Origin of the sequence: Enterobacter sp. 342 (assembly GCF_036663495.1) — a bacterium.
Lineage (GTDB): Bacteria > Pseudomonadota > Gammaproteobacteria > Enterobacterales > Enterobacteriaceae > Enterobacter.
In genome coordinates, this window is the sequence record NZ_JAWUEI010000002.1 from 216,637 (window position 1) to 242,988 (window position 26,352).

The 26,352-nt window shown below is 52.9% G+C and carries 19 protein-coding genes; 14 read left to right on the forward strand and 5 right to left on the reverse strand.

What is annotated here, in order from left to right; genetic code table 11:
- Window positions 1-108 precede the first annotated feature (108 nt).
- Window positions 109-1,077 carry a thioredoxin-disulfide reductase gene (trxB, locus tag V6E55_RS03065; protein WP_049005462.1) on the reverse strand — a complete coding sequence of 323 codons (969 nt, stop codon included), beginning with the start codon at window positions 1,075-1,077 and terminating at the stop codon, window positions 109-111.
- Between the two features lie 544 nt (window positions 1,078-1,621).
- Between trxB and lrp the strand changes: the two genes are divergently transcribed.
- From lrp to V6E55_RS03115, 10 genes are all read left to right on the forward strand, one after another.
- Complete coding sequence (gene lrp / locus V6E55_RS03070; RefSeq protein ID WP_000228469.1) at window positions 1,622-2,116, forward strand: leucine-responsive transcriptional regulator Lrp; 495 nt, start codon at window positions 1,622-1,624, stop codon at window positions 2,114-2,116.
- Window positions 2,117-2,251: 135 nt separating this feature from the next.
- A complete protein-coding gene (locus tag V6E55_RS03075; RefSeq protein WP_316942148.1) occupies window positions 2,252-5,941 on the forward strand; it encodes a DNA translocase FtsK 4TM domain-containing protein in 3,690 nt (1,229 codons plus the stop codon).
- A gap of 128 nt (window positions 5,942-6,069) precedes the next feature.
- On the forward strand, window positions 6,070-6,681 hold the full coding sequence (gene lolA / locus V6E55_RS03080) for an outer membrane lipoprotein chaperone LolA (RefSeq protein WP_114978538.1): 612 nt from the start codon (window positions 6,070-6,072) through the stop codon (window positions 6,679-6,681).
- Window positions 6,682-6,690: 9 nt separating this feature from the next.
- Window positions 6,691-8,034 (forward strand): replication-associated recombination protein RarA, encoded by a 1,344-nt coding sequence (gene rarA, locus V6E55_RS03085; RefSeq protein ID WP_114978539.1) that lies wholly within the window; start codon window positions 6,691-6,693, stop codon window positions 8,032-8,034.
- Window positions 8,035-8,126: 92 nt separating this feature from the next.
- The gene (gene serS, locus V6E55_RS03090) at window positions 8,127-9,419 is read left to right on the forward strand and encodes a serine--tRNA ligase (protein WP_047071876.1); all 1,293 of its coding nucleotides are present in this window, start codon (window positions 8,127-8,129) and stop codon (window positions 9,417-9,419) included.
- 211 nt (window positions 9,420-9,630) lie between these two features.
- On the forward strand, window positions 9,631-12,075 hold the full coding sequence (gene dmsA, locus V6E55_RS03095) for a dimethylsulfoxide reductase subunit A (protein WP_316942149.1): 2,445 nt from the start codon (window positions 9,631-9,633) through the stop codon (window positions 12,073-12,075).
- 10 nt (window positions 12,076-12,085) lie between these two features.
- Window positions 12,086-12,703 carry a DMSO/selenate family reductase complex B subunit gene (locus tag V6E55_RS03100; RefSeq protein WP_316942150.1) on the forward strand — a complete coding sequence of 206 codons (618 nt, stop codon included), beginning with the start codon at window positions 12,086-12,088 and terminating at the stop codon, window positions 12,701-12,703.
- A gap of 1 nt (window position 12,704) precedes the next feature.
- Complete coding sequence (locus V6E55_RS03105; protein WP_316942151.1) at window positions 12,705-13,568, forward strand: dimethyl sulfoxide reductase anchor subunit family protein; 864 nt, start codon at window positions 12,705-12,707, stop codon at window positions 13,566-13,568.
- A gap of 275 nt (window positions 13,569-13,843) precedes the next feature.
- Window positions 13,844-14,992 (forward strand): MFS transporter, encoded by a 1,149-nt coding sequence (locus V6E55_RS03110; RefSeq protein ID WP_316942152.1) that lies wholly within the window; start codon window positions 13,844-13,846, stop codon window positions 14,990-14,992.
- A 123-nt stretch (window positions 14,993-15,115) separates the two neighbouring features.
- Entirely contained in the window at window positions 15,116-15,646 is a 531-nt protein-coding gene (locus V6E55_RS03115; protein WP_129996309.1) for an anti-virulence regulator CigR family protein, read from the forward strand.
- A gap of 36 nt (window positions 15,647-15,682) precedes the next feature.
- Here the strand turns inward: V6E55_RS03115 and pflA are convergent, their stop codons facing one another.
- The 4 genes from pflA to ycaO all read right to left on the reverse strand — a co-directional run bounded on the left by pflA (window position 15,683) and on the right by ycaO (window position 21,985).
- Window positions 15,683-16,423 (reverse strand): pyruvate formate lyase 1-activating protein, encoded by a 741-nt coding sequence (pflA, locus tag V6E55_RS03120; RefSeq protein WP_023310991.1) that lies wholly within the window; start codon window positions 16,421-16,423, stop codon window positions 15,683-15,685.
- Window positions 16,424-16,626: 203 nt separating this feature from the next.
- Complete coding sequence (pflB, locus tag V6E55_RS03125) at window positions 16,627-18,909, reverse strand: formate C-acetyltransferase (RefSeq protein WP_024907798.1); 2,283 nt, start codon at window positions 18,907-18,909, stop codon at window positions 16,627-16,629.
- A gap of 51 nt (window positions 18,910-18,960) precedes the next feature.
- Window positions 18,961-19,818 carry a formate transporter FocA gene (focA, locus tag V6E55_RS03130; RefSeq protein ID WP_129996308.1) on the reverse strand — a complete coding sequence of 286 codons (858 nt, stop codon included), beginning with the start codon at window positions 19,816-19,818 and terminating at the stop codon, window positions 18,961-18,963.
- A 406-nt stretch (window positions 19,819-20,224) separates the two neighbouring features.
- On the reverse strand, window positions 20,225-21,985 hold the full coding sequence (gene ycaO, locus V6E55_RS03135) for a 30S ribosomal protein S12 methylthiotransferase accessory factor YcaO (RefSeq protein WP_165383600.1): 1,761 nt from the start codon (window positions 21,983-21,985) through the stop codon (window positions 20,225-20,227).
- A 126-nt stretch (window positions 21,986-22,111) separates the two neighbouring features.
- Here ycaO and V6E55_RS03140 point away from each other — a divergent pair, with 126 nt between their 5' ends.
- From V6E55_RS03140 to cmk, 4 genes are all read left to right on the forward strand, one after another.
- Window positions 22,112-22,804 carry a DUF421 domain-containing protein gene (locus V6E55_RS03140; protein WP_114978547.1) on the forward strand — a complete coding sequence of 231 codons (693 nt, stop codon included), beginning with the start codon at window positions 22,112-22,114 and terminating at the stop codon, window positions 22,802-22,804.
- Between the two features lie 162 nt (window positions 22,805-22,966).
- On the forward strand, window positions 22,967-24,055 hold the full coding sequence (gene serC, locus V6E55_RS03145; RefSeq protein ID WP_316942153.1) for a 3-phosphoserine/phosphohydroxythreonine transaminase: 1,089 nt from the start codon (window positions 22,967-22,969) through the stop codon (window positions 24,053-24,055).
- A 69-nt stretch (window positions 24,056-24,124) separates the two neighbouring features.
- A complete protein-coding gene (gene aroA, locus V6E55_RS03150; protein WP_129996304.1) occupies window positions 24,125-25,408 on the forward strand; it encodes a 3-phosphoshikimate 1-carboxyvinyltransferase in 1,284 nt (427 codons plus the stop codon).
- 185 nt (window positions 25,409-25,593) lie between these two features.
- Complete coding sequence (cmk, locus tag V6E55_RS03155; protein WP_013097305.1) at window positions 25,594-26,277, forward strand: (d)CMP kinase; 684 nt, start codon at window positions 25,594-25,596, stop codon at window positions 26,275-26,277.
- Window positions 26,278-26,352 lie beyond the last annotated feature (75 nt).

Here is a 26,352-nt window from a genome sequence, read left to right on the forward strand (position 1 = left end):
CTTTGCAGGTGACGTTATTAGAAATTGGGCAGCGCAATGTTACAACGGTGAGACAATAAAGGCGACTTATCGCCGCCTTTATTTACGTTTGTTACTGACTTGTAAAGATTATTTACCTTGTTCAGCCAGTCCATCGAGGTAGCGTTCAGCGTCCAGCGCGGCCATACAGCCGGTGCCCGCAGAGGTAATCGCCTGACGATAAATATGGTCCATCACGTCGCCAGCGGCGAACACGCCCGGGATACTGGTCTGGGTCGCGTTGCCATGAATACCCGACTGCACTTTAATGTAGCCGTTTTCCAGCTCCAGCTGACCGTCGAAGATCGCGGTGTTCGGGCTGTGGCCGATAGCCACAAACAGACCCGCCACTTCCAGCGTTTCGACGTTATCGGTGTTCTGGGTATCACGGATACGCAGACCCGCAACGCCCATCTGATCGCCCGTCACCTCTTCCAGGGTACGGTTTGTGTGCAGCACGATGTTGCCGCTCGCCACTTTATCCATCAGACGTTTGATCAGGATTTTCTCTGCACGGAAGGTGTCGCGACGGTGGATCAGATGCACCTCAGAGGCAATGTTCGCCAGGTAGAGTGCTTCTTCCACTGCGGTATTACCGCCGCCAATGACCGCGACTTTCTGATTGCGGTAGAAGAAACCGTCGCAGGTGGCGCAGGCAGAGACGCCGCGGCCTTTGAACGCTTCTTCGGATGGCAGACCGAGGTAACGGGCAGAGGCACCGGTGGCGATGATCAGTGCGTCACAGGTGTATTCGCCGCTGTCGCCCGTCAGGCGGAACGGACGGTTCTGCAGATCGACCTTATTGATGTGGTCGAACAGAATTTCGGTTTCGAATTTAGCGGCATGCTCGTGCATACGCTCCATCAGCAGCGGCCCGGTCAGGTCGTGCGGGTCGCCTGGCCAGTTTTCCACTTCGGTGGTAGTGGTCAGCTGACCGCCTTTTTCCATGCCAGTAATTAATACCGGTTGCAGGTTAGCGCGTGCAGCATAGACCGCCGCGGTATATCCCGCAGGTCCAGAACCAAGGATTAGCAGCTTACTGTGTTTAGCCGTGCCCATGAGATCCCCATTGTTGTTGGCAGACATTTGGCTGGATTGTAGGGAATTTGTTGCCGTAAAAAAAGAGCGCAGCAATTTTGATATCAATCTGTGTAATAGCCACGGACGATGAATGGCGCGCGATAACATCACGCTTTCTCCAGAAAACCGGTCGTTTGTAAGGCAATAAAATGACGATTAATACCCTGCCGTAATGAATATCCGGCATGTTGTACTAAAAAACGATGTTTTGCTTTGACAATCCCCTGCGCTTTTGCGAAAACATTCAAGGAAGAAAAAAAACCGCGTTAACCGTATGCCGCATAGGCATGCACGTAAATGCCATTTTTACCGGGTCAGTGAAATCTACGCATGGCGTGGACAGACGCCATACGTGATGTCGGTGACTGCCTTCGGGCAACGGTCTTCTTACCAACAGAACCCGAATCCGCATCGCGTCTAATACAAAACCAGGCGATGTGATGACTAACGGGTACAGGCTCTGAACAGTGATGTGCACAGGGTCCAGGCAGGAGTAGGGAAGGAATACAGAGAGACAATAATAATGGTAGATAGCAAGAAGCGCCCTGGCAAAGATCTCGACCGTATCGATCGTAACATTCTTAATGAATTGCAAAAGGATGGGCGTATTTCCAACGTCGAGCTTTCAAAACGTGTGGGACTTTCCCCGACGCCATGCCTTGAGCGTGTGCGCCGACTGGAAAGACAGGGTTTCATTCAGGGCTATACTGCTCTGCTGAACCCGCATTATCTGGATGCCTCACTTCTGGTATTTGTTGAGATTACTCTGAATCGTGGTGCGCCGGATGTGTTTGAGCAATTTAACGCCGCTGTACAAAAACTTGAAGAAATTCAAGAGTGTCACCTGGTGTCCGGTGATTTCGACTACCTGTTGAAAACCCGTGTGCCTGATATGTCCGCTTACCGTAAGCTGCTGGGTGAGACCCTGCTGCGTCTGCCGGGCGTGAACGACACCCGTACTTATGTGGTAATGGAAGAGGTCAAACAGAGCAATCGTCTGGTTATTAAGACGCGCTAACACGGAACAGGTGCAAAATCAGCGTAGTTTGATTACACTCCTGTTAATCCATACAGCAACAGTGCCGGGGAGTCCCGGCGCTGTTGTCCGTTTTAGCAAACAGGCAGGATATGCCTGATACCTGGAGAGCCTTTCTTGAGCCAGGAATACACTGAAGACAAAGAAGTCACACTATCGAAGCTAAGCAGCGGACGTCGTCTCCTCGAGGCTTTGCTGATTGTTATTGCCCTTTTTGCCGTCTGGCTGATGGCAGCCTTACTCAGTTTTAATCCCTCAGATCCCAGTTGGTCACAAACCGCATGGCATGAGCCTATCCATAATTTAGGTGGCGTACCCGGTGCCTGGCTTGCGGACACGCTGTTTTTCATTTTCGGTGTGATGGCCTACACCCTTCCCGTCATTATCATTGGCGGATGCTGGTTTGCGTGGCGTCATCGTCAGAACGATGATTACATCGACTATTTCGCCGTTTCGCTGCGCCTGATTGGCGCGCTGGCGCTGATCCTGACCTCATGTGGTCTGGCGGCTATTAATGCCGATGATATCTGGTACTTTGCCTCTGGCGGAGTGATCGGCAGTTTGTTGAGTTCTGCACTGCAACCGATGCTTCACAGCAGCGGCGGCACGCTGGCTTTGCTGTGCATCTGGGCGGCTGGGTTAACATTGTTTACTGGCTGGTCATGGGTGAGTATCGCCGAGAAGATCGGCAGCTTTATCCTCACGATCCTGACCTTTGCCAGCAACCGTACCCGTCGCGACGATACGTGGGTTGATGAAGACGAGTACGAAGATGAAGAGGAAGACGATGCACCTGTACAGCGTCGTGAATCTCGTCGTGCGCGTATTTTGCGCGGCGCCCTGGCGCGTCGTCAGCGTGTAGCTGAGAAATTTGCCAACCCGCTTGGACGCAAAACCGATGCCGCGCTCTTCTCCGGTAAGCGCATGGATGAAGACGAGCAGGTTGAGTATCGCGCAGCAGGTAACACCGTCGATCCTGATGATGTGCTTTTCTCTGGTAGCCGTGCCACACCGGGTGACTTTGACGAATACGATCCGTTGCTAAATGGCCAAACCGTTACCGCACCGGTTGCGGCAGCCGCAGCAGCAACGACCGCTGCGCAGGCGTATGCCGCGCCTGTCGACGCCGTAATGCCATCCGCGCCGGTTCCACCACCGGAATCCGTTATTCAGCAGCCTCAGGTTGCGTGGCAGACCGCGCCGGGTGTTCACACGCCGGAGCCCGTAGTCGCGCCTGAACCAGAAAGCTACATCCCTGTACAGCAGGAGCAGTGGCAACAACCTTATCAGCCACCGCAACCTGAATATGAACCGCAGCAATATGAACAGCCTGTGGCCCAGACGTATCAGGAGTATGTACCTGAACCGGTTGAACCTGTGCAGCCTTATGTAGCGCCACAGCCTGAACCTGAAGTAGTGGAAGAGGTTAAGCCATCTCGTCCGCCAATGTACTATTTTGAAGAGGTGGAAGAACGCCGGGCTCGTGAACGCGAGCAACTGGCCGCCTGGTATCAGCCTGTGCCTGAGCCGGTACAGGAGCCAGTTACGAAGGCACCTTCAGTTTCGGTTCCACCGGTCGATCCGACGCCTGCTGTTGCACCTGTAGCGGAAAGCGTTAAGCAGGCTACGGCGGCGGCGGCAGTGGCTGCGCCTGTCTTTAGCTTGGCAACAGGTGGCGCACCACGTCCTCAGGTAAAAGAGGGTATTGGCCCACAATTGCCTCGCCCTAACCGCGTCCGCGTTCCCACTCGTCGTGAGCTTGCCTCTTACGGTATCAAGCTACCTTCCCAGCGCATGGCTGAGGAAAAAGCGCGCGAACCAGAGTACGAAGATGACGCCGATGAAATGCAGCAGGACGAACTGGCCCGCCAGTTTGCAGCGCAACAGAATCAACGCTACGGTGAAGACTATCAGCACGATGAACCGATGCTGGAAGACGAAGATGACGCGGCAGAAGCCGAATTAGCGCGTCAGTTTGCGGCAACGCAGCAACAGCGTTACTCCGGTGAACAGCCTGCTGGCGCGAACCCGTTCTCATTGTCAGATTTCGAGTTCTCACCGATGAAAGATCTGGTGGATGATGGCCCGAGTGAGCCTCTGTTTACCCCTAGCGTGATGCCGGAAGTAGAGCCTGTGCGCCAGCAAACACCACCGGCATACGCGCAGCCGCAGCAACCTGTTCAGCAGCCGTATGCGCAGCCGCAGCAGCCACAACAACCACAACAACAGCCGCCGCAGTTCCAGCAGGCAGCGCCACAGCCGCAGGAGAGCCTGATTCACCCGCTGCTAATGCGTAACGGTGACAGCCGTCCGCTGCAGCGTCCGAGTACGCCGCTGCCGTCACTGGATCTGCTGACGCCGCCTCCGGCTGAAGTCGAGCCGGTTGATACATTTGCTCTGGAGCAGATGGCTCGTCTGGTGGAAGCACGTCTGGCAGACTTCCGCATCAAGGCAGACGTGGTGAACTACTCGCCGGGTCCTGTTATCACCCGTTTTGAACTGAATCTGGCGCCGGGTGTAAAAGCTGCGCGTATTTCTAACCTGTCCCGTGACCTGGCGCGTTCACTGTCCACTGTTGCGGTGCGTGTGGTGGAAGTGATTCCGGGCAAACCGTACGTTGGCCTTGAGCTGCCGAACAAAAAACGTCAGACCGTTTACCTGCGTGAAGTACTGGATAATACCAAGTTCCGCGATAACCCATCCCCGCTGACTGTGGTGCTGGGCAAAGATATTGCTGGCGATCCGGTGGTGGCAGATCTCGCGAAAATGCCTCACCTGCTGGTAGCGGGTACTACCGGTTCAGGTAAATCCGTCGGTGTGAACGCCATGATCCTCAGCATGCTCTATAAAGCGCAGCCGGAAGATGTGCGTTTCATCATGATCGACCCGAAAATGCTCGAACTGTCAGTCTACGAAGGCATTCCGCATCTGCTGACCGAAGTTGTGACCGATATGAAAGACGCTGCCAACGCCCTGCGCTGGAGCGTCAATGAGATGGAGCGTCGCTACAAGCTGATGTCTGCGCTGGGAGTGCGTAACCTGGCTGGTTATAACGAGAAGATCGCTGAGGCGGCACGTATGGGCCGTCCGATCCCGGATCCGTACTGGAAACCAGGTGACAGCATGGATGCCCAGCATCCGGTGCTGGAAAAACTGCCTTATATCGTCGTGCTGGTCGATGAATTCGCCGACCTGATGATGACCGTTGGTAAGAAAGTAGAAGAGTTGATTGCGCGCCTGGCGCAGAAAGCGCGTGCGGCGGGTATTCATCTTGTACTGGCGACCCAGCGCCCTTCAGTGGACGTTATTACAGGTCTGATTAAAGCGAACATTCCGACGCGTATTGCGTTTACCGTATCAAGCAAAATTGACTCACGAACCATCCTCGACCAGGGGGGGGCTGAATCGCTGCTGGGTATGGGGGATATGCTTTACTCCGGTCCGAACTCCACCTCTCCGGTGCGTGTTCACGGTGCATTTGTTCGGGACCAGGAAGTGCACGCCGTGGTGCAGGACTGGAAAGCGCGAGGCCGTCCGCAGTATGTCGATGGCATTACGAGCGACACTGAAAGCGAAGGTGGCGGCGGTGGCTTTGATGGCGGTGAAGAGCTGGATCCTTTATTCGATCAGGCAGTTAACTTTGTCACCGAAAAGCGTAAAGCATCTATCTCTGGCGTGCAGCGCCAGTTCCGAATCGGTTATAACCGCGCGGCGCGTATCATCGAGCAGATGGAAGCGCAGGGCATTGTGAGCGAGCAGGGGCATAACGGTAACCGTGAGGTGCTTGCTCCGCCGCCATTTGATTAACCTTCAGCGATTGCAAAGAAGGGTAAATCAGGAAAAATTAAGCATTTTCTTCTGTCGCCTGCCTTCGGGCAGGTTCAGAATAGAAGACGGAAACCCCATTTCGGGAAGACGTATTTTAAGGAATAACAATGAAAAAAATCGCCATCGCCTGTGCATTACTGACCAGTTTTGTCGCCAGCAGCGTCTGGGCTGATGCAGCCAGCGACCTTAAAAGCCGACTGGATAAAGTAAGCAGCTTCCACGCCAGTTTCACGCAAAAAGTGACAGACGGCAGCGGTAACGCGGTGCAGGAAGGTCAGGGGGATTTGTGGGTAAAACGCCCGAACCTGTTTAACTGGCATATGACTCAGCCGGATGAAAGCATCCTGGTGTCTGACGGTAAAACCTTATGGTTCTTTAACCCGTTTGTAGAGCAGGCAACGGCGACCTGGCTGAAAGATGCCACCAGCAATACGCCTTTCATGCTGATTGCCCGCAACCAGTCCAGTGACTGGCAGCAGTACAATATTAAACAGAATGGTGATGAGTTTGTCCTGACGCCGAAAGGCACTAATGGCAACCTGAAGCAGTTCACCATTAATGTAAGCACTAACGGCACTATCAATCAGTTCGGTGCGGTTGAGCAGGACGATCAGCGCAGCAGCTATCAGCTTAAGTCACAGCAGAATGGCGCTGTTGACGCATCGAAATTTACCTTTACCCCGCCGAAGGGCGTAACGGTGGATGACCAACGTAAGTAAGAGGCGTGAGTGAGCAATCTGTCGCTCGATTTTTCAGATAACGCGTTTCAACCTCTGGCCGCTCGTATGCGGCCAGAAAATTTAGCGCAGTACATCGGCCAGCAGCATCTGCTGGCTGCTGGTAAGCCATTGCCCCGTGCCATTGAGGCCGGGCATCTTCACTCCATGATCCTCTGGGGGCCTCCTGGCACCGGCAAAACCACACTTGCAGAAGTGATCGCCCGCTATGCCAACGCGGACGTTGAACGTATCTCGGCGGTTACCTCCGGCGTGAAAGAGATCCGCGAGGCGATCGAGCGTGCGCGGCAGAACCGCAATGCCGGGCGGCGCACCATCCTGTTCGTGGATGAAGTCCACCGCTTCAACAAGAGCCAGCAAGATGCCTTCCTGCCGCATATTGAAGACGGCACGATCTTCTTCATCGGTGCGACCACTGAAAACCCATCGTTTGAACTGAATTCGGCGCTGCTTTCGCGCGCGCGGGTTTACCTGCTCAAATCGCTAACCACCGAGGATATCGAAAAAGTTCTCACTCAGGCGATGGATGATAGTGCGCGCGGCTATGGCGGGCAGGATATCGTTTTACCTGACGAGACGCGTAAGGCGATAGCGGAGCTGGTCAACGGTGATGCGCGTCGGGCACTGAATACGCTGGAAATGATGGCCGATATGGCCGAAATTGATGACTCCGGCAAGAGAGTGCTTAAACCGGATTTGCTCACCGAGATTGCCGGTGAGCGTAGCGCGCGTTTCGATAATAAAGGTGACCGTTTTTACGATCTGATCTCAGCGCTGCATAAGTCTGTACGCGGCAGCGCACCGGATGCGGCACTTTACTGGTACGCACGCATTATCACTGCCGGTGGCGATCCCCTCTATGTCGCGCGACGTTGCCTGGCCATTGCCTCGGAAGATGTCGGCAATGCTGACCCACGGGCTATGCAGGTGGCACTCTCTGCATGGGACTGTTTTACCCGCGTCGGTCCCGCTGAAGGGGAGCGCGCCATTGCGCAGGCGATTGTCTATCTGGCTTGCGCGCCGAAGAGTAATGCGGTCTATACCGCCTTTAAAGCGGCAATGTCTGACGCGCGTGAACGCCCGGACTACGATGTGCCGGTTCATCTGCGTAACGCACCGACCAAACTGATGAAAGAGATGGGTTATGGGCAGGAGTACCGTTACGCCCATGATGAACCCAATGCCTACGCTGCCGGAGAGGAATATTTCCCGCAAGAGATGGCACAAACGCGCTATTATCACCCCACAAACAGAGGTCTTGAAGGCAAGATTGGTGAAAAGCTCACCTGGCTCGCCGGACAGGATCAAAATAGCCCTATAAAACGCTACCGTTAGCGCTATCGTTGCGGTAATGTTGGCAATGTATCCCTGTGACCGCAGGCTGTGGTCACATTTTCCTATTTTAATTCGATAAGCACAGGATAAGCATGCTCGATCCCAATCTGCTGCGTAACGAGCCAGACGCAGTCGCTGAAAAACTGGCACGCCGGGGCTTTAAGCTGGATGTAGATAAGCTGCGCGCTCTTGAAGAGCGTCGTAAAGTTCTGCAGGTACAAACTGAAAATCTGCAGGCAGAGCGTAACTCTCGATCGAAATCCATTGGCCAGGCGAAAGCGCGCGGGGAAGATATTGAGCCATTACGCCTGGAAGTGAACAAACTGGGTGAAGAGCTGGATCAGGCGAAAGCTGAGCTGGATGTTCTTCAGACCGAAATTCGTGATATTGCCCTGGCTATCCCGAATATTCCTGACGACAGTGTGCCTGTCGGCAAAGATGAAAACGACAACGTTGAAGTGAAACGTTGGGGTACGCCTCGCGAGTTTGACTTCGAAGTGCGCGATCACGTGACGCTGGGCGAAATGCACGCGGGCCTGGACTTTGCGGCAGCGGTTAAGCTGACCGGCTCTCGCTTCGTGGTGATGAAAGGCCAGATTGCCCATTTGCACCGTGCACTGGCGCAGTTCATGCTGGATTTGCACACTGAGCAGCATGGCTACAGCGAAACCTACGTCCCGTATCTGGTCAACCACGATACGCTGTACGGCACGGGTCAACTGCCGAAATTTGCCGGTGATCTGTTCCACACCCGTCCGCTGGACGAGGAAGCGGATAGCAGCAACTACGCGCTGATCCCAACCGCAGAAGTGCCGCTGACAAACCTCGTGCGTGATGAGATCATCGACGAAGACGATCTGCCAATTAAGCTGACAGCACACTCTCCGTGCTTCCGTTCTGAAGCAGGATCTTACGGTCGCGACACTCGCGGTCTGATCCGTATGCACCAGTTCGACAAAGTTGAGATGGTACAGATTGTCCGTCCTGAAGAATCCATGGACGCGCTGGAAGAGATGACCGGCCACGCGGAGAAAGTGCTGGAACTGCTGGGTCTGCCGTACCGTCGTATGGCGCTGTGCACCGGTGATATGGGCTTTGGCGCCTGCAAAACCTTCGATCTGGAAGTGTGGGTGCCTGCGCAGAATACTTACCGTGAAATCTCATCCTGCTCTAACGTCTGGGATTTCCAGGCGCGTCGCATGCAGGCACGCTGCCGCAGCAAGTCTGACAAGAAAACCCGCCTGGTTCATACCCTGAACGGCTCTGGTCTGGCTGTCGGCCGTACGCTGGTTGCCGTGCTGGAAAACTATCAGCAGGCAGATGGACGTATTGAGATCCCTGAAGTACTGCGCCCATACATGAAAGGCCAGCAGTACATCGGCTAATTGTTTGCCTCACAACAAAAAAGCGCCTTCGGGCGCTTTTTTTATGCCTCTGAATTGATACTACGCAATACCCCCTCCCTCTAAAGTAGTAATACTCCTCCGAATGAAAGTTAGCATAAAAGACTGATAACGAAGAGTTTCGTTATATATAAAACTATATAGCGGTATATGCCGCCACTCTTTTCTTTGTGAGCAACCAAAGTGAGTCTCTATGAAAATCAACGCGCCTGAAACATTAATGGCAGCTGAGGTCACTCGCCGTGGGTTGATGAAAACCACGGCAATAGGCGGCCTGGCTATGGCCAGTAGCGCCCTCACGCTCCCTTTTACCCGACTGGCGTCGGCGGCAGATGCATTGTCCCCGGCGACAACTCCGGAAAAAGTGGTGTGGAGCGCCTGTACCGTAAACTGCGGTAGCCGTTGTCCACTGCGCATGCATGTGGTGGATGGCGAAATAAAATATGTCGAAACCGATAATACAGGGGACGATAACTACGAAGGATTACATCAGGTACGCGCTTGCCTGCGTGGCCGTTCCATGCGTCGCCGTGTGTATAACCCGGACCGTTTGAAGTACCCAATGAAGCGCGTTGGTAAGCGTGGGGAAGGGAAGTTCGAGCGGATCAGCTGGGATGAAGCCTACGATATCATCGCCACCAACATGCAGCGCTTGATCAAAGAGTATGGCAACGAATCTATCTACCTGAACTACGGTACCGGAACGCTCGGCGGCACCATGACCCGTTCCTGGCCACCGGGTAAAACACTGGTGGCGCGCCTGATGAACTGCTGCGGCGGTTATCTTAATCACTATGGTGACTACTCCTCTGCGCAGATCGCTGCTGGTCTGAACTACACCTACGGTGGCTGGGCGGACGGTAACAGCCCGTCTGATATCGAAAACAGTAAGCTGGTCGTCCTGTTCGGTAATAATCCGGGTGAAACCCGCATGAGCGGTGGCGGGGTGACATATTACCTCGAGCAGGCTCGCGCCAAATCCAATGCCCGCATGATCATCATCGATCCGCGCTATACCGATACCGGTGCCGGGCGAGAAGATGAGTGGATCCCAATCCGTCCTGGCACCGATGCGGCTCTGGTCTCAGCGCTGGCGTGGGTGATGATCACCGAAAACCTCGTCGATCAGCCTTTCCTCGATAAATATTGTGTCGGTTACGACGAGAAAACCCTGCCAGCCAGCGCGCCAGCAAACGGGCATTACAAAGCGTACATTCTTGGCCAGGGCAGCGATGGCGTGGCGAAAACGCCCGAGTGGGCATCCACCATCACCGGTATTCCGGTCGAGCGCATCGTCCAACTGGCGCGTGAGATTGGCTCAGCCAAACCGGCCTACATCAGCCAGGGCTGGGGCCCGCAACGTCATGCAAACGGCGAAATCGCGACCCGCGCCATCTCTATGCTCTCCATCCTGACCGGTAACGTCGGTATTCACGGCGGTAACACTGGCGCGCGTGAAGGCTCATATGAAGTGCCGTTCGAACGTATGCCGACGCTGGATAACCCGGTTCAGACCAGCATTTCCATGTTTATGTGGACCGATGCGATTGAACGTGGCCCTGAAATGACTGCCCTGCGTGATGGCGTACGTGGCAAGGACAAGCTGGATGTGCCGATCAAGATGATCTGGAACTATGCCGGCAACTGTCTGATTAACCAGCATTCTGAGATTAACCGTACCCACGAAATCCTGCAGGATGACAAGAAGTGCGAGATGATTGTGGTCATCGACTGCCACATGACCTCCTCGGCAAAATATGCCGATATCCTGCTGCCGGACTGTACTGCGTCAGAGCAGATGGATTTCGCATTGGATGCCTCCTGCGGCAACATGTCCTATGTGATCTTCACCGATCAGGCCATCAAACCTCGCTTTGAGTGCAAAACCATCTATGAGATGACCTCTGAGCTGGCGAAACGTCTTGGCGTTGAGCCGCAGTTTACCGAGGGACGTACTCAGGAAGGGTGGATGCGCCATCTGCATGAACTCTCCCGTAAAGCGATCCCTGACCTGCCTGATTTCGATACCTTCCGTAAGCAAGGGATGTACAAACAGCGCGATCCGGAAGGGCACCACGTAGCGTACAAAGCGTTCCGTGAAGATCCACAGACGAACCCGCTGACCACGCCGTCGGGCAAAATTGAAATCTATTCCGAAGAGCTGGCAAAAATTGCTTCTACCTGGGAGTTGCCAGAAGGGGACGTGATCGATCCTCTGCCGATCTACACGCCTGGTTTTGAAAACTATAACGATCCGCTGACGGCGAAATTCCCGCTACAGCTAACCGGTTTTCACTACAAAGCGCGTGTCCACTCCACCTACGGTAACGTCGACGTACTGAAAGCCGCCTGCCGTCAGGAGATGTGGATCAACCCGATGGATGCCAAAGCACGCGGCATCAGCAATGGCGATCGCGTACGCATTTTCAACGGGCGTGGTGAGGTGCATATCGAAGCCAAGGTTACACCGCGCATGATGCCTGGCGTTGTCGCGCTGGGGGAAGGGGCCTGGTATAACCCGGATGCTAACCGCATCGACCAGGCAGGCAGTATTAACGTACTGACCACGCAGCGTCCATCGCCACTGGCGAAAGGTAACCCATCTCACACAAACCTTGTTCAGGTTGAAAAGGTTTAAGGAGTAACCGATGACAACCCAGTATGGATTTTTTATTGATTCCAGCCGTTGCACCGGGTGCAAAACCTGCGAGCTGGCCTGTAAAGATTACAAAGACCTGACCCCGGACGTTAGCTTCCGCCGTATCTACGAATACGCCGGGGGGGAATGGCAGGAAGATAACGGCGTCTGGCATCAAAACGTTTTCGCCTACTACCTGTCGATTGCCTGCAACCACTGTGAGGATCCGGCCTGTACTAAGGTCTGTCCGAGTGGGGCGATGCACAAGCGCGATGACGGTTTTGTGGTCGTGGATGAAGATGTCTGCATCGGTTGCCGTTACTGCCATATGGCTTGTCCGTACGGCGCTCCGCAGTACAACGCTGCCAAAGGCCATATGACCAAGTGCGACGGCTGTCATTCCCGCGTGGCGGATGGCAAAAAACCGATCTGTGTGGAGTCCTGTCCTCTGCGTGCGCTGGACTTTGGCCCAATTGAAGAGCTTCGTCAAAAACACGGTCAGCTTGCGGCGGTAGCGCCACTGCCGTCGGCGCACTTCACCAGACCGAGTATTGTGATTAAACCTAACGCCAACAGCCGTCCGACAGGTGACACCACCGGCTACCTGGCTAATCCGAAGGAGGTGTGAGATGGGAAGTGGATGGCATGAATGGCCGCTGATGATCTTCACGGTCTTTGGGCAATGTGTCGCAGGTGGATTTATTGTGCTCGCCCTGGCGCTGTTAAAAGGCAATCTGAACACTGAGCAGCAGCAGCGTTTAGTGTTGAGTATGTTTGGTCTGTGGGTGCTGATGGGAATTGGCTTTATCGCCTCAACATTGCATCTGGGTTCACCGATGCGCGCGTTTAATTCCCTGAACCGCGTAGGCGCCTCATCGCTCAGTAATGAGATTGCCAGCGGGGCCATTTTCTTCGCCGTTGGTGGGCTGGGTTGGCTGCTGGCTGCGCTGAAAAAATTGCCTGCCGGTCTGCGCAGCCTGTGGCTGATCGTGACCATGGTGCTGGGCGTGGTGTTTGTGTGGATGATGGTGCGTGTGTACAACACCATTGATACCGTTCCAACCTGGTACAGCGTCTGGACGCCGATGAGCTTCTTCCTGACGATGTTTATCGGAGGTCCGCTGCTGGGCTATCTGCTGCTGCGCGTGGCGGGTGTTGATGGATGGGCAATGCGTTTGCTGCCAGCTGTTTCATTGCTGGCGCTGGTGGTGAGTGCGATGGTCGCCCTGATGCAGGGTGCCGAACTGGCAACCATTCATAGCTCTATCCAGCAGGCTTCTGCCCTGGTGCCGGACTACGGTTCTCTGATGGCCTGGCGCATCGTTCTGCTGGTCGCGGCGTTGGTATTCTGGATCGCGCCTCAGCTCAAAGGTTATCAGCCCGCGCTGCCGCTGCTGTCTCTGGCTTTTGTGCTGGTACTGGCAGGTGAACTGATTGGCCGTGGTGTGTTCTACGGATTGCATATGACCGTGGGTATGGCTATTGCCAGTTAACGTTGCATTTAGTTATATCAAGCCGGGCCAGAGTGCCCGGCTTTTTCTTTTTTCGATCATGAAATTTTTCGACTGTCGTTTTGTTTTAATTTCATTCATTAATAAATAAAAACAGATACATAATTAATATCTATAGCAGGCGTTGCATTAGCAGGATAAGTTTTTTAAATCGACAGGGAACATATTGTGCGTGACGGCTAAATCAGTGGATTGACTTTGTTTTTGCCAGTGGCATGATGCGCACGAAATCTGAACTTCCTCACGGTTTTTAACCCATGACCACCTATACCCGGCCAGTGCTTCTGTTGCTCTGTGGCCTGCTTCTGCTGACCCTGGCGATCGCAGTGTTGAATACACTCGTCCCGCTGTGGCTCGCCCACGAAAACTTACCAACCTGGCAGGTGGGGATGGTCAGCTCGTCCTTTTTTACCGGGAACCTGTTGGGTACGCTAGTTACCGGGAGCCTGATTAAGCGCTTTGGTTTTAATCGTAGCTATTATCTCGCTTCGCTAATTTTCGCGGCCGGATGTGCCGGTTTAGGGCTGATGGTCGGCTTCTGGAGCTGGATGGCATGGCGCTTTATTGCGGGTGTAGGCTGCGCGATGATTTGGGTGGTGGTTGAAAGTGCGCTGATGTGCAGCGGTACGTCGCGTAACCGCGGACGCCTGCTGGCAGCCTATATGATGGTTTACTATGTGGGGACCGTCCTGGGACAACTGATGGTCAGCAAACTGCCAACTGACCTGATGAGTGTTCTGCCGTGGGTAACGGGGATGGTACTGGCCGCGATACTGCCGCTGCTCTTTACGCGCATTGTGAACCAGAACAGTGAACACCAGGATGCAACCCACGTCTGGCCGATGCTGAGACTCCGACACGCACGTCTGGGTGTTAACGGCTGTATTATCTCGGGGATTGTACTGGGCTCGCTCTATGGCCTGATGCCGCTTTATCTTAATCATCAGGGTGTCAGCGATTCTGGGATCGGTTTCTGGATGGCGGTCATGGTGAGTGCGGGGATCGTCGGGCAATGGCCAATTGGCCGACTGGCAGACCGTTTCGGTCGTCTGCTTGTGCTGCGCGTTCAGGTTTTCGTGGTGATCCTGGGATGTCTTGCCATGCTCAGCAACGCTGCGATGGCGCCTGCGCTGTTTATTCTCGGGGCTGCCGGCTTTACGCTCTATCCGGTCGCGATGGCCTGGGCCTGTGAGAAAGTGGAACATCATCAGCTAGTGGCAATGAACCAGGCGCTATTACTGAGCTATACCATCGGCAGTTTATTAGGGCCGACGTTTACCGCAATGCTGATGCAGAATTATTCCGATAATTTACTGTTTATCATGATCGCCAGCGTGTCGTTTATTTATCTTTTAATGTTGCTACGCAAAGCGGGCGAACACCCAACCCCCGTGGCGCATGCCTGATTTATTAAAAGCCTGTCGATGACAGGCTTTTTTGTCCCCATCACAACTAAGAGTTTTACTTATTGTTTGTTTATTGCATCTGGCGATAATTGATGTGAGTCCTACTACTATAAGGCAGCAATCATGTCTACACGTCGTTTTTCCACTACCGCACTTGCCGTAGTGTTGTCTTTAACGTTTGCAACGGCTCCGGTCATGGCTAATCCTGGAAACGGGAATGGCGGTGGTCACGGAAACGGTGGCGGACAAGGTAATGGCGGCAATCATGGTAACGGGAATTCTGGTAACTCCGGTAACCATGGCAATAAGCAAAATAGCGATCAGGATAACCCTGGAAAATCGGATAAGAGCTTTAAAAGCAGTAAAGATGTCGGTAACGATGTCGACGCTCGTGTGAGTTTCGATCATGCCCGTCATCTGGCACTGAATTATGGCTTAACGGGCTATGACTCTCTGCCTCCGGGTATCGCGAAAAACCTGGCGCGCGGTAAACCGTTGCCTCCGGGTATTGCGAAGAAAACCGTGCCAGCCTCTATGCTGGGTCAACTTCCTTCCTATCCAGGCTATGAGTGGCGGGTAGTAGGTGATGATTTGGTCTTAATTGCGCTGAGTACTGCGATTGTGACTTCCGTTATTAACGGCGTCTTTAAATAGAATATAAAATGGCCCGGTTTTCACCGGGCCATTTCTTTAATACATTACCTTGTGGCCGTACTGTTCAAGAATACCTTTGACGCGTTCCATCGTTTCTTTCTTCGGCGGCTTCACGCCATCAAGTTTGTACTCTTCGCCCATCGCCACCCATTTATGTTTACCCAGTTCGTGATAGGGCAGAAGTTCGATTTTCTCGACGTTGCCCATGTCGCGGGTAAATTCCCCCAGACGGTGCGCGGAGTCGTCATCATCTGACCAGCCAGGAACAACGACGTAGCGGATCCAGGTTTTGATGCCTTTATCGGCAATGTATTTGGCAAATTCCAGCGTGCGGTGGTTAGAGACACCCACCAGGTTCTGGTGGATCTCATCGTTCATCTGTTTGAGGTCGAGCATCACCAGATCGGTCACTTCAAGCAGTTCGTCAATAACGGGATCGTAGCGGCGTACAAAACCGTTGGTGTCCAGGCAGGTGTGAATGCCTTCTTTGTGGCAGGCACGGAACCAGTCGCGTACAAACTCAGCCTGAAGAATGGCTTCACCGCCGGATGCGGTTACACCACCGCCAGACGCGTTCATAAAGTGACGGTAGGTCACCACCTCTTTCATTAAATCTTCAACGGTCACTTCTTTGCCGCCGTGTGTATCCCAGGTATCACGGTTATGGCAGTACAGACAGCGCATCAGGCAGCCCTGGAAAAAGGTGATAAAGCGGATACCTGGGCCATCGACAGTGCCACAGGATTCAAAGGAGTGAATGCGACCAATAATTGACATTGCGGTGATATCTCCAGCATCGGCCCGTCCGGGGCCTGTGTATGCACAGCTCAAAACCGGCTGTGTTAAGTCTGTTTTGGCTGTTATCCATTAAGTATAGATAGCGGACAAAAGAGACTGAGGAGGAGAGAGTGCTAAAAAGGCCCCACTTGCGTGGAGCCTTTATTGTACGCTTTTTAACGCGTGATTTCAGTCAATTCCACTTACATGGACTGAGTGAAAGTACGGGTGATAACGTCCTGCTGCTGTTCTTTAGTCAGGGAGTTAAAACGTACTGCGTAGCCGGATACGCGGATAGTCAGCTGAGGATATTTCTCAGGGTGTTCCATCGCGTCGAGCAGCATTTCACGGTTCATCACGTTCACGTTCAGGTGCTGACCACCTTCGATGGACGCTTCATGGTGGAAGTAACCATCCATCAGACCCGCGAGGTTAGTTTTACGCACTTCGTCGTCTTTACCCAGTGCATTTGGAACGATAGAGAAGGTGTAAGAGATACCATCTTTAGCGTAAGCAAACGGCAGTTTAGCAACGGAAGTCAGAGAGGCAACAGCACCTTTCTGGTCACGACCGTGCATTGGGTTAGCACCTGGGCCGAATGGCGCGCCAGCACGACGACCGTCTGGGGTGTTACCAGTTTTCTTACCATACACAACGTTAGAGGTGATGGTCAGAACAGACTGAGTCGGGATAGCGTTACGGTAAGTAGTCAGTTTCTGAATTTTCTTCATGAAACGTTCTACCAGGTCAACCGCCATGTCATCAACGCGGGAATCGTTGTTACCAAACTGCGGGTATTCGCCTTCGATTTCGAAGTCTACAGCCAGGCCGTCTTCGTCACGAATTGGTTTAACTTTCGCATATTTGATTGCAGACAGGGAGTCAGCCGCAACGGACAGACCAGCGATACCACACGCCATAGTGCGGATAACGTCACGGTCGTGCAGTGCCATCAGAGAGGCTTCGTAGCTGTACTTGTCGTGCATGTAGTGGATAACGTTCAGTGCAGTGACGTACTGTTTAGCCAGCCAGTCCATGAAGTGATCCATGCGGTCCATCACTTCGTCGAAGTTCAGAACGTCGCCTTTGATTGGCTCAGACTTAGGACCAACCTGCATTTTCAGTTTTTCATCAACGCCGCCGTTGATTGCGTACAGCATGGTTTTCGCCAGGTTTGCACGCGCACCGAAGAACTGCATTTGTTTACCAACAACCATTGGGCTTACGCAGCAAGCGATAGCGTAATCGTCGTTGTTGAAGTCCGGACGCATCAGGTCATCGTTCTCGTACTGCAGAGAAGAGGTGTCGATAGACACTTTAGCGGCGAATTTCTTGAAGTTCAGAGGCAGTTTTTCAGACCACAGAACAGTGATGTTCGGCTCCGGAGAAGGACCCATGGTGTACAGGGTGTTCAGGAAGCGGAAGCTGTTTTTGGTTACCAGAGTACGGCCATCAACGCCCATACCGCCGATAGATTCAGTTGCCCAGATTGGGTCACCGGAGAACAGCTCATCGTATTCTGGGGTACGCAGGAAGCGAACCATACGCAGTTTCATGACCAGGTGGTCAATCATTTCCTGAGCGTCTTGCTCGGTGATTTTGCCTGCTTTGATGTCGCGTTCGATGTAAGCATCCAGGAAGGTGGATACACGACCGAAGGACATTGCTGCACCGTTCTGAGACTTAACCGCGGCCAGGTAGCCGAAGTAGGTCCACTGGATAGCTTCCTGAGCGTTGGTAGCAGGACCAGAGATATCGCAGCCATATTTAGCAGCCATTTCTTTGATCTGACCCAGCGCACGGTGCTGTTCAGCGATCTCTTCACGCAGACGGATAGTCGCTTCCAGGTTAACGCCGTTTTCCAGATCGGACTGCAGGGAAACAAACTGTGCGTACTTGTCTTTCATCAGGAAGTCGATACCGTACAGCGCAACGCGACGGTAGTCACCGATGATACGGCCACGGCCATACGCATCTGGCAGACCAGTCAGAACGCCAGATTTACGGCAGTTCAGAATGTCTTTGGTGTAAACATCGAATACGCCCTGGTTGTGGGTTTTGCGGTATTCGGTGAAGATTTTTTTCAGCATTGGGTCCAGCTCGCGGTTATACGCTTTGCAGGAACCTTCAACCATTTTGATACCACCGAACGGGATGATTGCGCGTTTCAGTGGTGCTTCAGTCTGCAGACCAACGATTTTCTCAAGGGCTTTGTTGATATAGCCAGCATCGTGAGAAGTGATGGTGGAAGCAACGGAGGTGTCAAAATCAACTGGCGCGTGAGTGCGGTTTTCCAGTTTAACGCCTTCCATTACGCTGTCCCACAGCTTGGTGGTCGCGTCAGTTGCGCCAGCCAGGAAGGATTCGTCACCTTCATACGGGGTATAGTTTTTCTGAATGAAGTCACGTACGTTTACTTCATTCTGCCAGTCACCTTTCGCAAAACCTTCCCAGGCTGTGGCTAACTTTTCATTAAGCTCGGACATGTAACACCTACCTTCTTAAGTGGATTTTTTATTTACTGCCTGAGAAAACCATCAATGATGATCGTCGCCACGCAGGTAAATGACCCAGTATGTCAACCCAACTAGCAGACCCCCACCGATAATGTTCCCGATAGTGACAGGGATCAGGTTATCAGTAATGAAATTCATAATAGTCAGGTGAGAGAAATTTTCCGGGGATGAACCAACTGCGGTCCAGAACTCCGGGCTTGCAAAGTCGCGGATGACAATGCCCATTGGGATCATGAACATATTCGCGATACTGTGCTCAAAGCCGCTGGCAACAAACATCGCAACGGGCAGAACCATAATTAAGGCTTTGTCCATCAGGCTGCGACCCGAGTAGCTCATCCATACAGCCAGGCAGACCATCAGGTTAGCGAGGATGCCGAGAGCAACGGCTTCGATAAATGTGTGGTGCATTTTGTGGTCGGCAGTTTGCAGGACATTGAGCCCCCAGCCACCGTTGGCGGTCATGTACTCGCCAGAAAGCCACATCAACAAAACAAAGAGCAGACAGCCAACCAGGTTACCCACGTAGACATTAAGCCAGTTACGCGCCAGCTGACCCCAGGTAATTCTTCCGCTGGCTTTCGCTACGACAATCAGCACCGTTGAGGTGAAGAGGTCGGCACCGCAGATAACGCAAAGAATCAGACCCAGTGAGAAGCAAATACCGCCAATCAGTTTAGCCATGCCGAAAGGCATTCCGGCAGTACCGGTGGTGGCAGTGATGTAGAAGACGAAAGCGATAGAGATGAACACACCAGCCGTGATCGCCAGATAGAACGTCTTCATCGGGTGTTTCGTTGCTTTATAGACACCCGCTTCTTCGGCAACTTTGGCCATCGCAGCGGGGAGTAAAAGATCAAAAGGGTTGTCAGCTTTCACACTAACTCTCTCTTTATTAAGTCGGCGACGAGATACTAACAAAGCATTATAGAAGAGAAATTGATATAGATCATATCTCGCCTGGCTTATAGGCCCGCAGTGTGTATGGTTTTACGACAAATGCGGAGTAAGTATTTGATTATCCGTATAAAAATAAATTTTAAAAGTTATGAAAAGAGTTGAATTTTTTCGTTCGGCCACCTCTAAAACAGTTAATTAATATGGAGTATTTACCATAAAAAGTAACAGTAAAGCCCGGGTTAATATTATTATATTTACCCATGTTTAACTTTATTATTACAATCAACAATCATTGCCGAAGAAAATAAAAAACGGGGCAATGAAATTGCCCCGTAATATAGCCCAGACGATTGAATACGCCTACTACTGCTAATGTTATGTGCGCTTATTTTGACCAGTAAGCGGCTTTTGCTTTCTGCAGTTTTTCATAGGCGTTCAGCAGCGACTGGTGCGCCGGGAAGGCTTTCAGATCGCTATCAACAGCCTGCAGACCATAGAACGGCTCTTCGCCACTCAGGGCTGCACTGGCCGCTTCTACCGCCTCAGCACCGTACATCCGTACGAAGGCATTCAGATATTGCAGTGGCTCGCGATCATCTTCCTGTGCAAGCAACAACAGCGTTTGCAGGCAGCGGTAATAGTTGGTGCGCTCGGCAGAGAAGACGGACTGGTTGAATTCCATGGTCCACTCGGTCCAGGCCAGGGCCTGATCCAAATCGCCACCCGCCAGGGCCAGCATCGCTTTCAGCTCACCGATGCGCAGGGTATACCAGCCGTTGTCTTTACCGGTCGCCAGACCAAGGAGTTCGCGTACACGAGTAAAATCATCGTGGCCTTCGTCGTCCAGTTGGGCAATCAGGTTCAGATAATCTTCTTTCTCCCACTCGCTGCCCGGCAGAGCCAGCAGCGTTTCGCGCAGGTGCGCGCCCATACTGTTATTCGCCAGCCACAGATCTTCAGCCGGGTAGATGTCGGACATACCTGGCACCAGAATACGGCACGCGTAGACACCCAGATGTTCGTAGTCGGCAATATAGACTTCCTGATCTTCCGCGTCGAAGATCGCCATCAGTGTGGCGAACTCTTCTTCAGTGGTACCGGCAAAGCTCCAGTCCACGAACGGATAGTCTGCATCCTGCTTAAACATATCCCAGGAGATCAAACCGCTGGAGTCGATGAAATGGGTTTCGAGGTTGGTATGCTCGGCCACTTCTTCGTCGTCAAACGTTGGCGGGGTGAAGACATCGAGATCTTTCAGGCTACGACCCTGCAGCAGCTCGGTGACGGTACGTTCCAGCGCCACGCCGAAGTCAGGGTGCGCGCCGAAGGAGGCGAAGCAGGTGCCATTGGTCGGGTTAAACAACACAACGCAGATAACCGGGTATTTACCGCCCAGTGAGCCGTCATAGGCAAAAATTGGGAAACCTTCCGCTTCCAGCTTAGCGATGGATTCCACCACGCCTGGGTAGCGCGCCAGCACGTCAGCCGGAATTTCAGGCAGGCTGATGGATTCGGCAATGATGCGGTTTTTGATGTGACGTTCGAAGACTTCAGACAGACCCTGCACGCGCGCTTCATTGCGGGTGTTACCAGCGGACATACCGTTGGACACATACAGGTTGCCGACGATGTTCATCGGAATATAGACGGTTTGCTCATCAGACTGACGGGTAAACGGCAGGGCACAGATACCGCGATCGTCGTTACCGGACTGCAGATCGATCAGCATGCTGGCGGTCAGTTCGTTTTCCGGATCGTAGAAGGCACGCAGACGCGCGTCGAGGATCCCTTCAGGCAGTTCGTCGTCTTCAGTCAGCGGGAACCATTTTTCGTTTGGATAGTGAACAAACGGGCCGTTGGCGATGGTTTCGCCCAGCCAAAAGTCAGCGAAGAAATAGTTGGTGGACAGACGCTCAAAATACTCACCCAGCGCAGAGGCCAGTGCCGCTTTTTTTGTCGCGCCTTTACCGTTGGTAAAGCACAGGGCACAGTCTTTATCGCGAATATGCACGGACCAGACATGAGGCACCGGATTGAGCCAGGAGGCTTCTTCGATGTTAAAGCCCAGGTCGGTCAGTTTCTGCTGGAAGCGAGCGATGGAATCTTCCAGAGCGGCGTCTTTGCCGGGGATAAATGTTTGAGTCATGGCGTTCACTTTTATCGTACGTAAAGCGCGCAATGATACGGGTTTTGCGTGACAGGTGCTATCTCCGGCGAAAATAAATGCCTGAGCTATGCTTATAGCCAGTAACCTACTGTAAGGCATAGAAAAATGAAAGCTTTCGATCTCCAGAGGATGGCGTTTGATAAAGTCCCTCCTGAGTTTTTAGGTGAAGTGGCGTTGCGTAGCCTGTATACCTTCATTCTCGTCTTTCTGTTTCTCAAGATTACGGGCCGTCGTGGTGTCAGGCAGATGTCGCTTTTTGAGGTGTTGATCATCCTGACGCTCGGGTCAGCAGCGGGTGACGTTGCCTTCTATGATGATGTGCCGATGGTGCCGGTGTTTATCGTATTTGTCTCACTGGCGCTACTTTACCGTCTTGTCATGTGGCTGATGTCGAAAAGCGAAAAACTGGAAGATCTGCTTGAAGGGAAACCGGTCGTTATCGTCGAAGACGGACAACTGGCCTGGGAAAATGTAAAAAGCGCCAACATGACCGAGTTCGAGTTCTTTATGGAACTACGCCTGAATAGCGTGGAACAGCTCGGGCAGGTGCGTCTGGCAATAATGGAAACCAACGGGCAGATCAGTGTTTATTACTATTCTGACGAGGACGTAAAACCCGGTCTCTGTATTTTACCGGATATGCTGATCGAGCGTTTCAGAACGGTTCCTGAATCTGGCCAATATGCCTGCGTGAGATGTAGTCACGTGGTTGCGATGCAGCCGGGTGATCGTCAGTTATGCCCCCGTTGTGCAAATCCGGAATGGTCGAAGGTTAGCAGGGCCAAACGGCTTATCTGACAGCCATTTTGTCGGTTTTGTCTTCGCGAGGCGACAGATTGTTTTGTGTGACATCGGGCACATTTCAGGGGTCATAAGTTTTAGACATTGCGGTGCGTGTCACTGAATGATAAAACCGATATCCACAGTTATAACTTATGGCTTTTAGCGTGGTGAGGGGAAATGGCTCAAGTCTTTAATTTCAGTTCAGGTCCGGCAATGTTACCGGTAGACGTGCTTAAACAGGCTCAACAGGAACTTTGTGACTGGAACGGTCTCGGTACGTCGGTGATGGAAATCAGCCACCGGGGTAAAGAGTTTATTCAGGTGGCGGAAGAGGCAGAAAAGGATTTTCGCGATCTGCTGAACATTCCCTCGAACTACAAAGTATTGTTCTGTCACGGCGGCGGACGCGGTCAGTTTGCAGGTGTACCGCTGAATATCCTCGGTAACAAAACGACGGCTGACTATGTTGACGCGGGTTACTGGGCGGCAAGTGCCATTAAAGAAGCGCATAAATACTGCACGCCAAATGTTATCGACGCCAAAGTGACCGTTGATGGTCTGCGCGCTGTGAAGCCAATGAGCGAGTGGCAGCTTTCTGATAACGCAGCGTATCTGCACTACTGCCCGAACGAAACCATTGACGGGATCGCCATCGACGAGACGCCAAACTTCGGCAGTGATGTCGTGGTTGCCGCCGACTTCTCCTCCACCATTTTGTCTGCGCCAATTGATGTTAGCCGCTACGGTGTTATCTACGCGGGCGCGCAGAAAAATATCGGTCCAGCCGGTCTGACAATCGTCATTGTGCGTGAAGACCTGCTGGGTAAAGCGCATAAATCCTGTCCGTCGATTCTCGATTACACCGTGCTGAACGATAACGATTCTATGTTCAACACCCCACCAACGTTTGCGTGGTACCTCTCCGGTCTGGTGTTCAAATGGCTGAAGCAAAACGGCGGTGTGGCGCAGATGGACAAGGTTAACCAGCAGAAAGCCGAACTGCTGTATGGCGTCATCGACAAGAGCGATTTCTACCGTAACGATGTCGCGAAAACCAATCGTTCCCGCATGAACGTGCCGTTCCAGCTGGCAGACAGCAACCTGGATAAAGTCTTCCTGGAAGAGTCCTTCGCAGCAGGCCTGCATGCGCTCAAAGGTCACCGTGTCGTTGGCGGCATGCGTGCCTCCATCTATAACGCGATGCCGCTGGAAGGCGTTAAAGCCCTGACCGATTTTATGATCGACTTCGAACGTCGCCACGGTTAATTGCGCTGTTATCACCCCCGTAGCCCTGCTGCGGGGTTTTTATTATGTTGATTTGAGAGTTAAGTTTTCATGGAATCCCTGACGTTACAACCTATCGCGCGGGTAGATGGCACCATTAATCTGCCTGGTTCAAAAAGTGTCTCGAACCGCGCTCTGCTGCTGGCAGCTCTGGCAAACGGCACAACTGTCCTCACAAACCTGCTGGACAGCGATGACGTACGCCACATGCTCAATGCGCTGAAAGCGTTGGGAGTTCAATACACGTTGTCTGACGACCGCACGCGTTGCGAAGTGACCGGCAACGGCGGTGCACTGCGCTCTGGTGAAGAGCTGGAGCTGTTTCTGGGGAACGCCGGTACCGCAATGCGTCCACTGGCGGCGGCCCTGTGTCTGGGCAGCAACAATATTGTGCTGACCGGCGAGCCGCGCATGAAAGAGCGCCCGATTGGTCATCTGGTGGATGCGCTTCGTCAGGGCGGCGCTCAGATTGAGTACCTGGAGCAGGAAAACTACCCACCACTGCGTTTGCGCGGGGGTTTTACTGGCGGTAACGTTGAGGTTGACGGTAGCGTCTCCAGTCAGTTCCTGACGGCACTCTTGATGACTGCGCCACTGGCTCCGAAGGATACGGTTATCACCATTAAGGGTGACCTGGTTTCCAAACCGTATATTGATATCACTCTGCACCTGATGAAAACCTTCGGTGTTGAGGTGGAAAACCAGTCTTATCAATGCTTCGTGGTGCGTGGTGCCCAGCAATATCAGTCCCCGGGTAGCTACCTTGTTGAAGGTGATGCTTCATCTGCATCCTATTTCCTGGCCGCTGGAGCAATTAAAGGCGGCACCGTAAAAGTGACCGGTATTGGTCGAAATAGCGTGCAGGGCGATATCCGTTTTGCTGATGTACTTGAGAAAATGGGCGCTGTTGTCACCTGGGGCGATGACTTTATCTCCTGTACCCATGGCGAGCTGAAGGCTATTGATATGGATATGAACCATATCCCGGATGCAGCGATGACCATTGCAACGGCAGCCCTGTTTGCGAAAGGTACCACGACGCTGCGTAACATCTATAACTGGCGCGTGAAAGAGACCGATCGCCTGTTCGCGATGGCAACCGAACTGCGTAAAGTGGGGGCTGAAGTGGAAGAGGGCGAAGATTACATTCGCGTCACACCACCCGCCAAACTGCAGTTTGCAGAGATCGGGACCTACAACGATCACCGTATGGCGATGTGTTTCTCGCTGGTGGCGCTGTCCGACACGCCGGTTACTATTCTTGATCCGAAATGTACGGCGAAAACCTTCCCTGACTACTTTGAGCAACTGGCGCGCATTAGCACGCTGGCCTGATGATGTTTTGCCGCATCATCTGATGCGGCATTTCCTTACGCTTCCTGACGTTCATTTCCGTTCATTTCTTCTACACTCTGCTTCAATCATTCCGTAATTTGCACGCAAAGGTAACAGTTGCGCACGTTGGCGCGTATAATGCGCGGCGTTCATGTTAACGGTATGCCTTATTTAAGGAGAAAAAGATGACGGCAGTTGCCCCGGTAATCACCATTGATGGGCCTAGTGGCGCAGGGAAAGGTACTCTGTGCAAAGCGATGGCAGAAGCATTGCAATGGCATCTTTTAGATTCGGGAGCAATCTATCGCGTGCTGGCTCTGGCAGCGCTCCATCACCATGTGGATGTTGCGTCTGAAGAAGCGCTGGTCCCGCTGGCTGCGCATCTGGATGTGCGTTTTGTCTCGACCGATGGCAACCTGGAAGTGATCCTCGAAGGGGAAGATGTGAGCGGCGAAATTCGTACTCAGGAGGTCGCTAACGCCGCCTCTCAGGTGGCAGCTTTCCCGCGTGTTCGTGAGGCTCTGTTACGTCGTCAGCGCGCTTTCCGTGAAGCGCCAGGTCTGATTGCAGACGGACGTGATATGGGAACCGTGGTATTCCCTGATGCACCAGTGAAAATTTTCCTTGACGCCTCTTCTGAAGAACGTGCTCAACGCCGCATGCTTCAGTTGCAGGAGAAGGGGTTTAGTGTTAACTTTGATCGCCTTTTATCCGAGATAAAAGAGCGTGATGACCGCGATCGTAACCGCGCCGTCGCCCCACTTGTTCCTGCAGAAGATGCATTAGTTCTGGATTCAACCAGTTTAACTATTGAGCAAGTGATTGAAAAAGCGCTACAATATGCGCGCCAAAAACTGGCTCTCGCGTAATCGCGACCGATTTAGCAGTACCCCCGCTGCAATGGATTGACGGCGGGTATGTGAAACAACCCCATCCGGCACGGA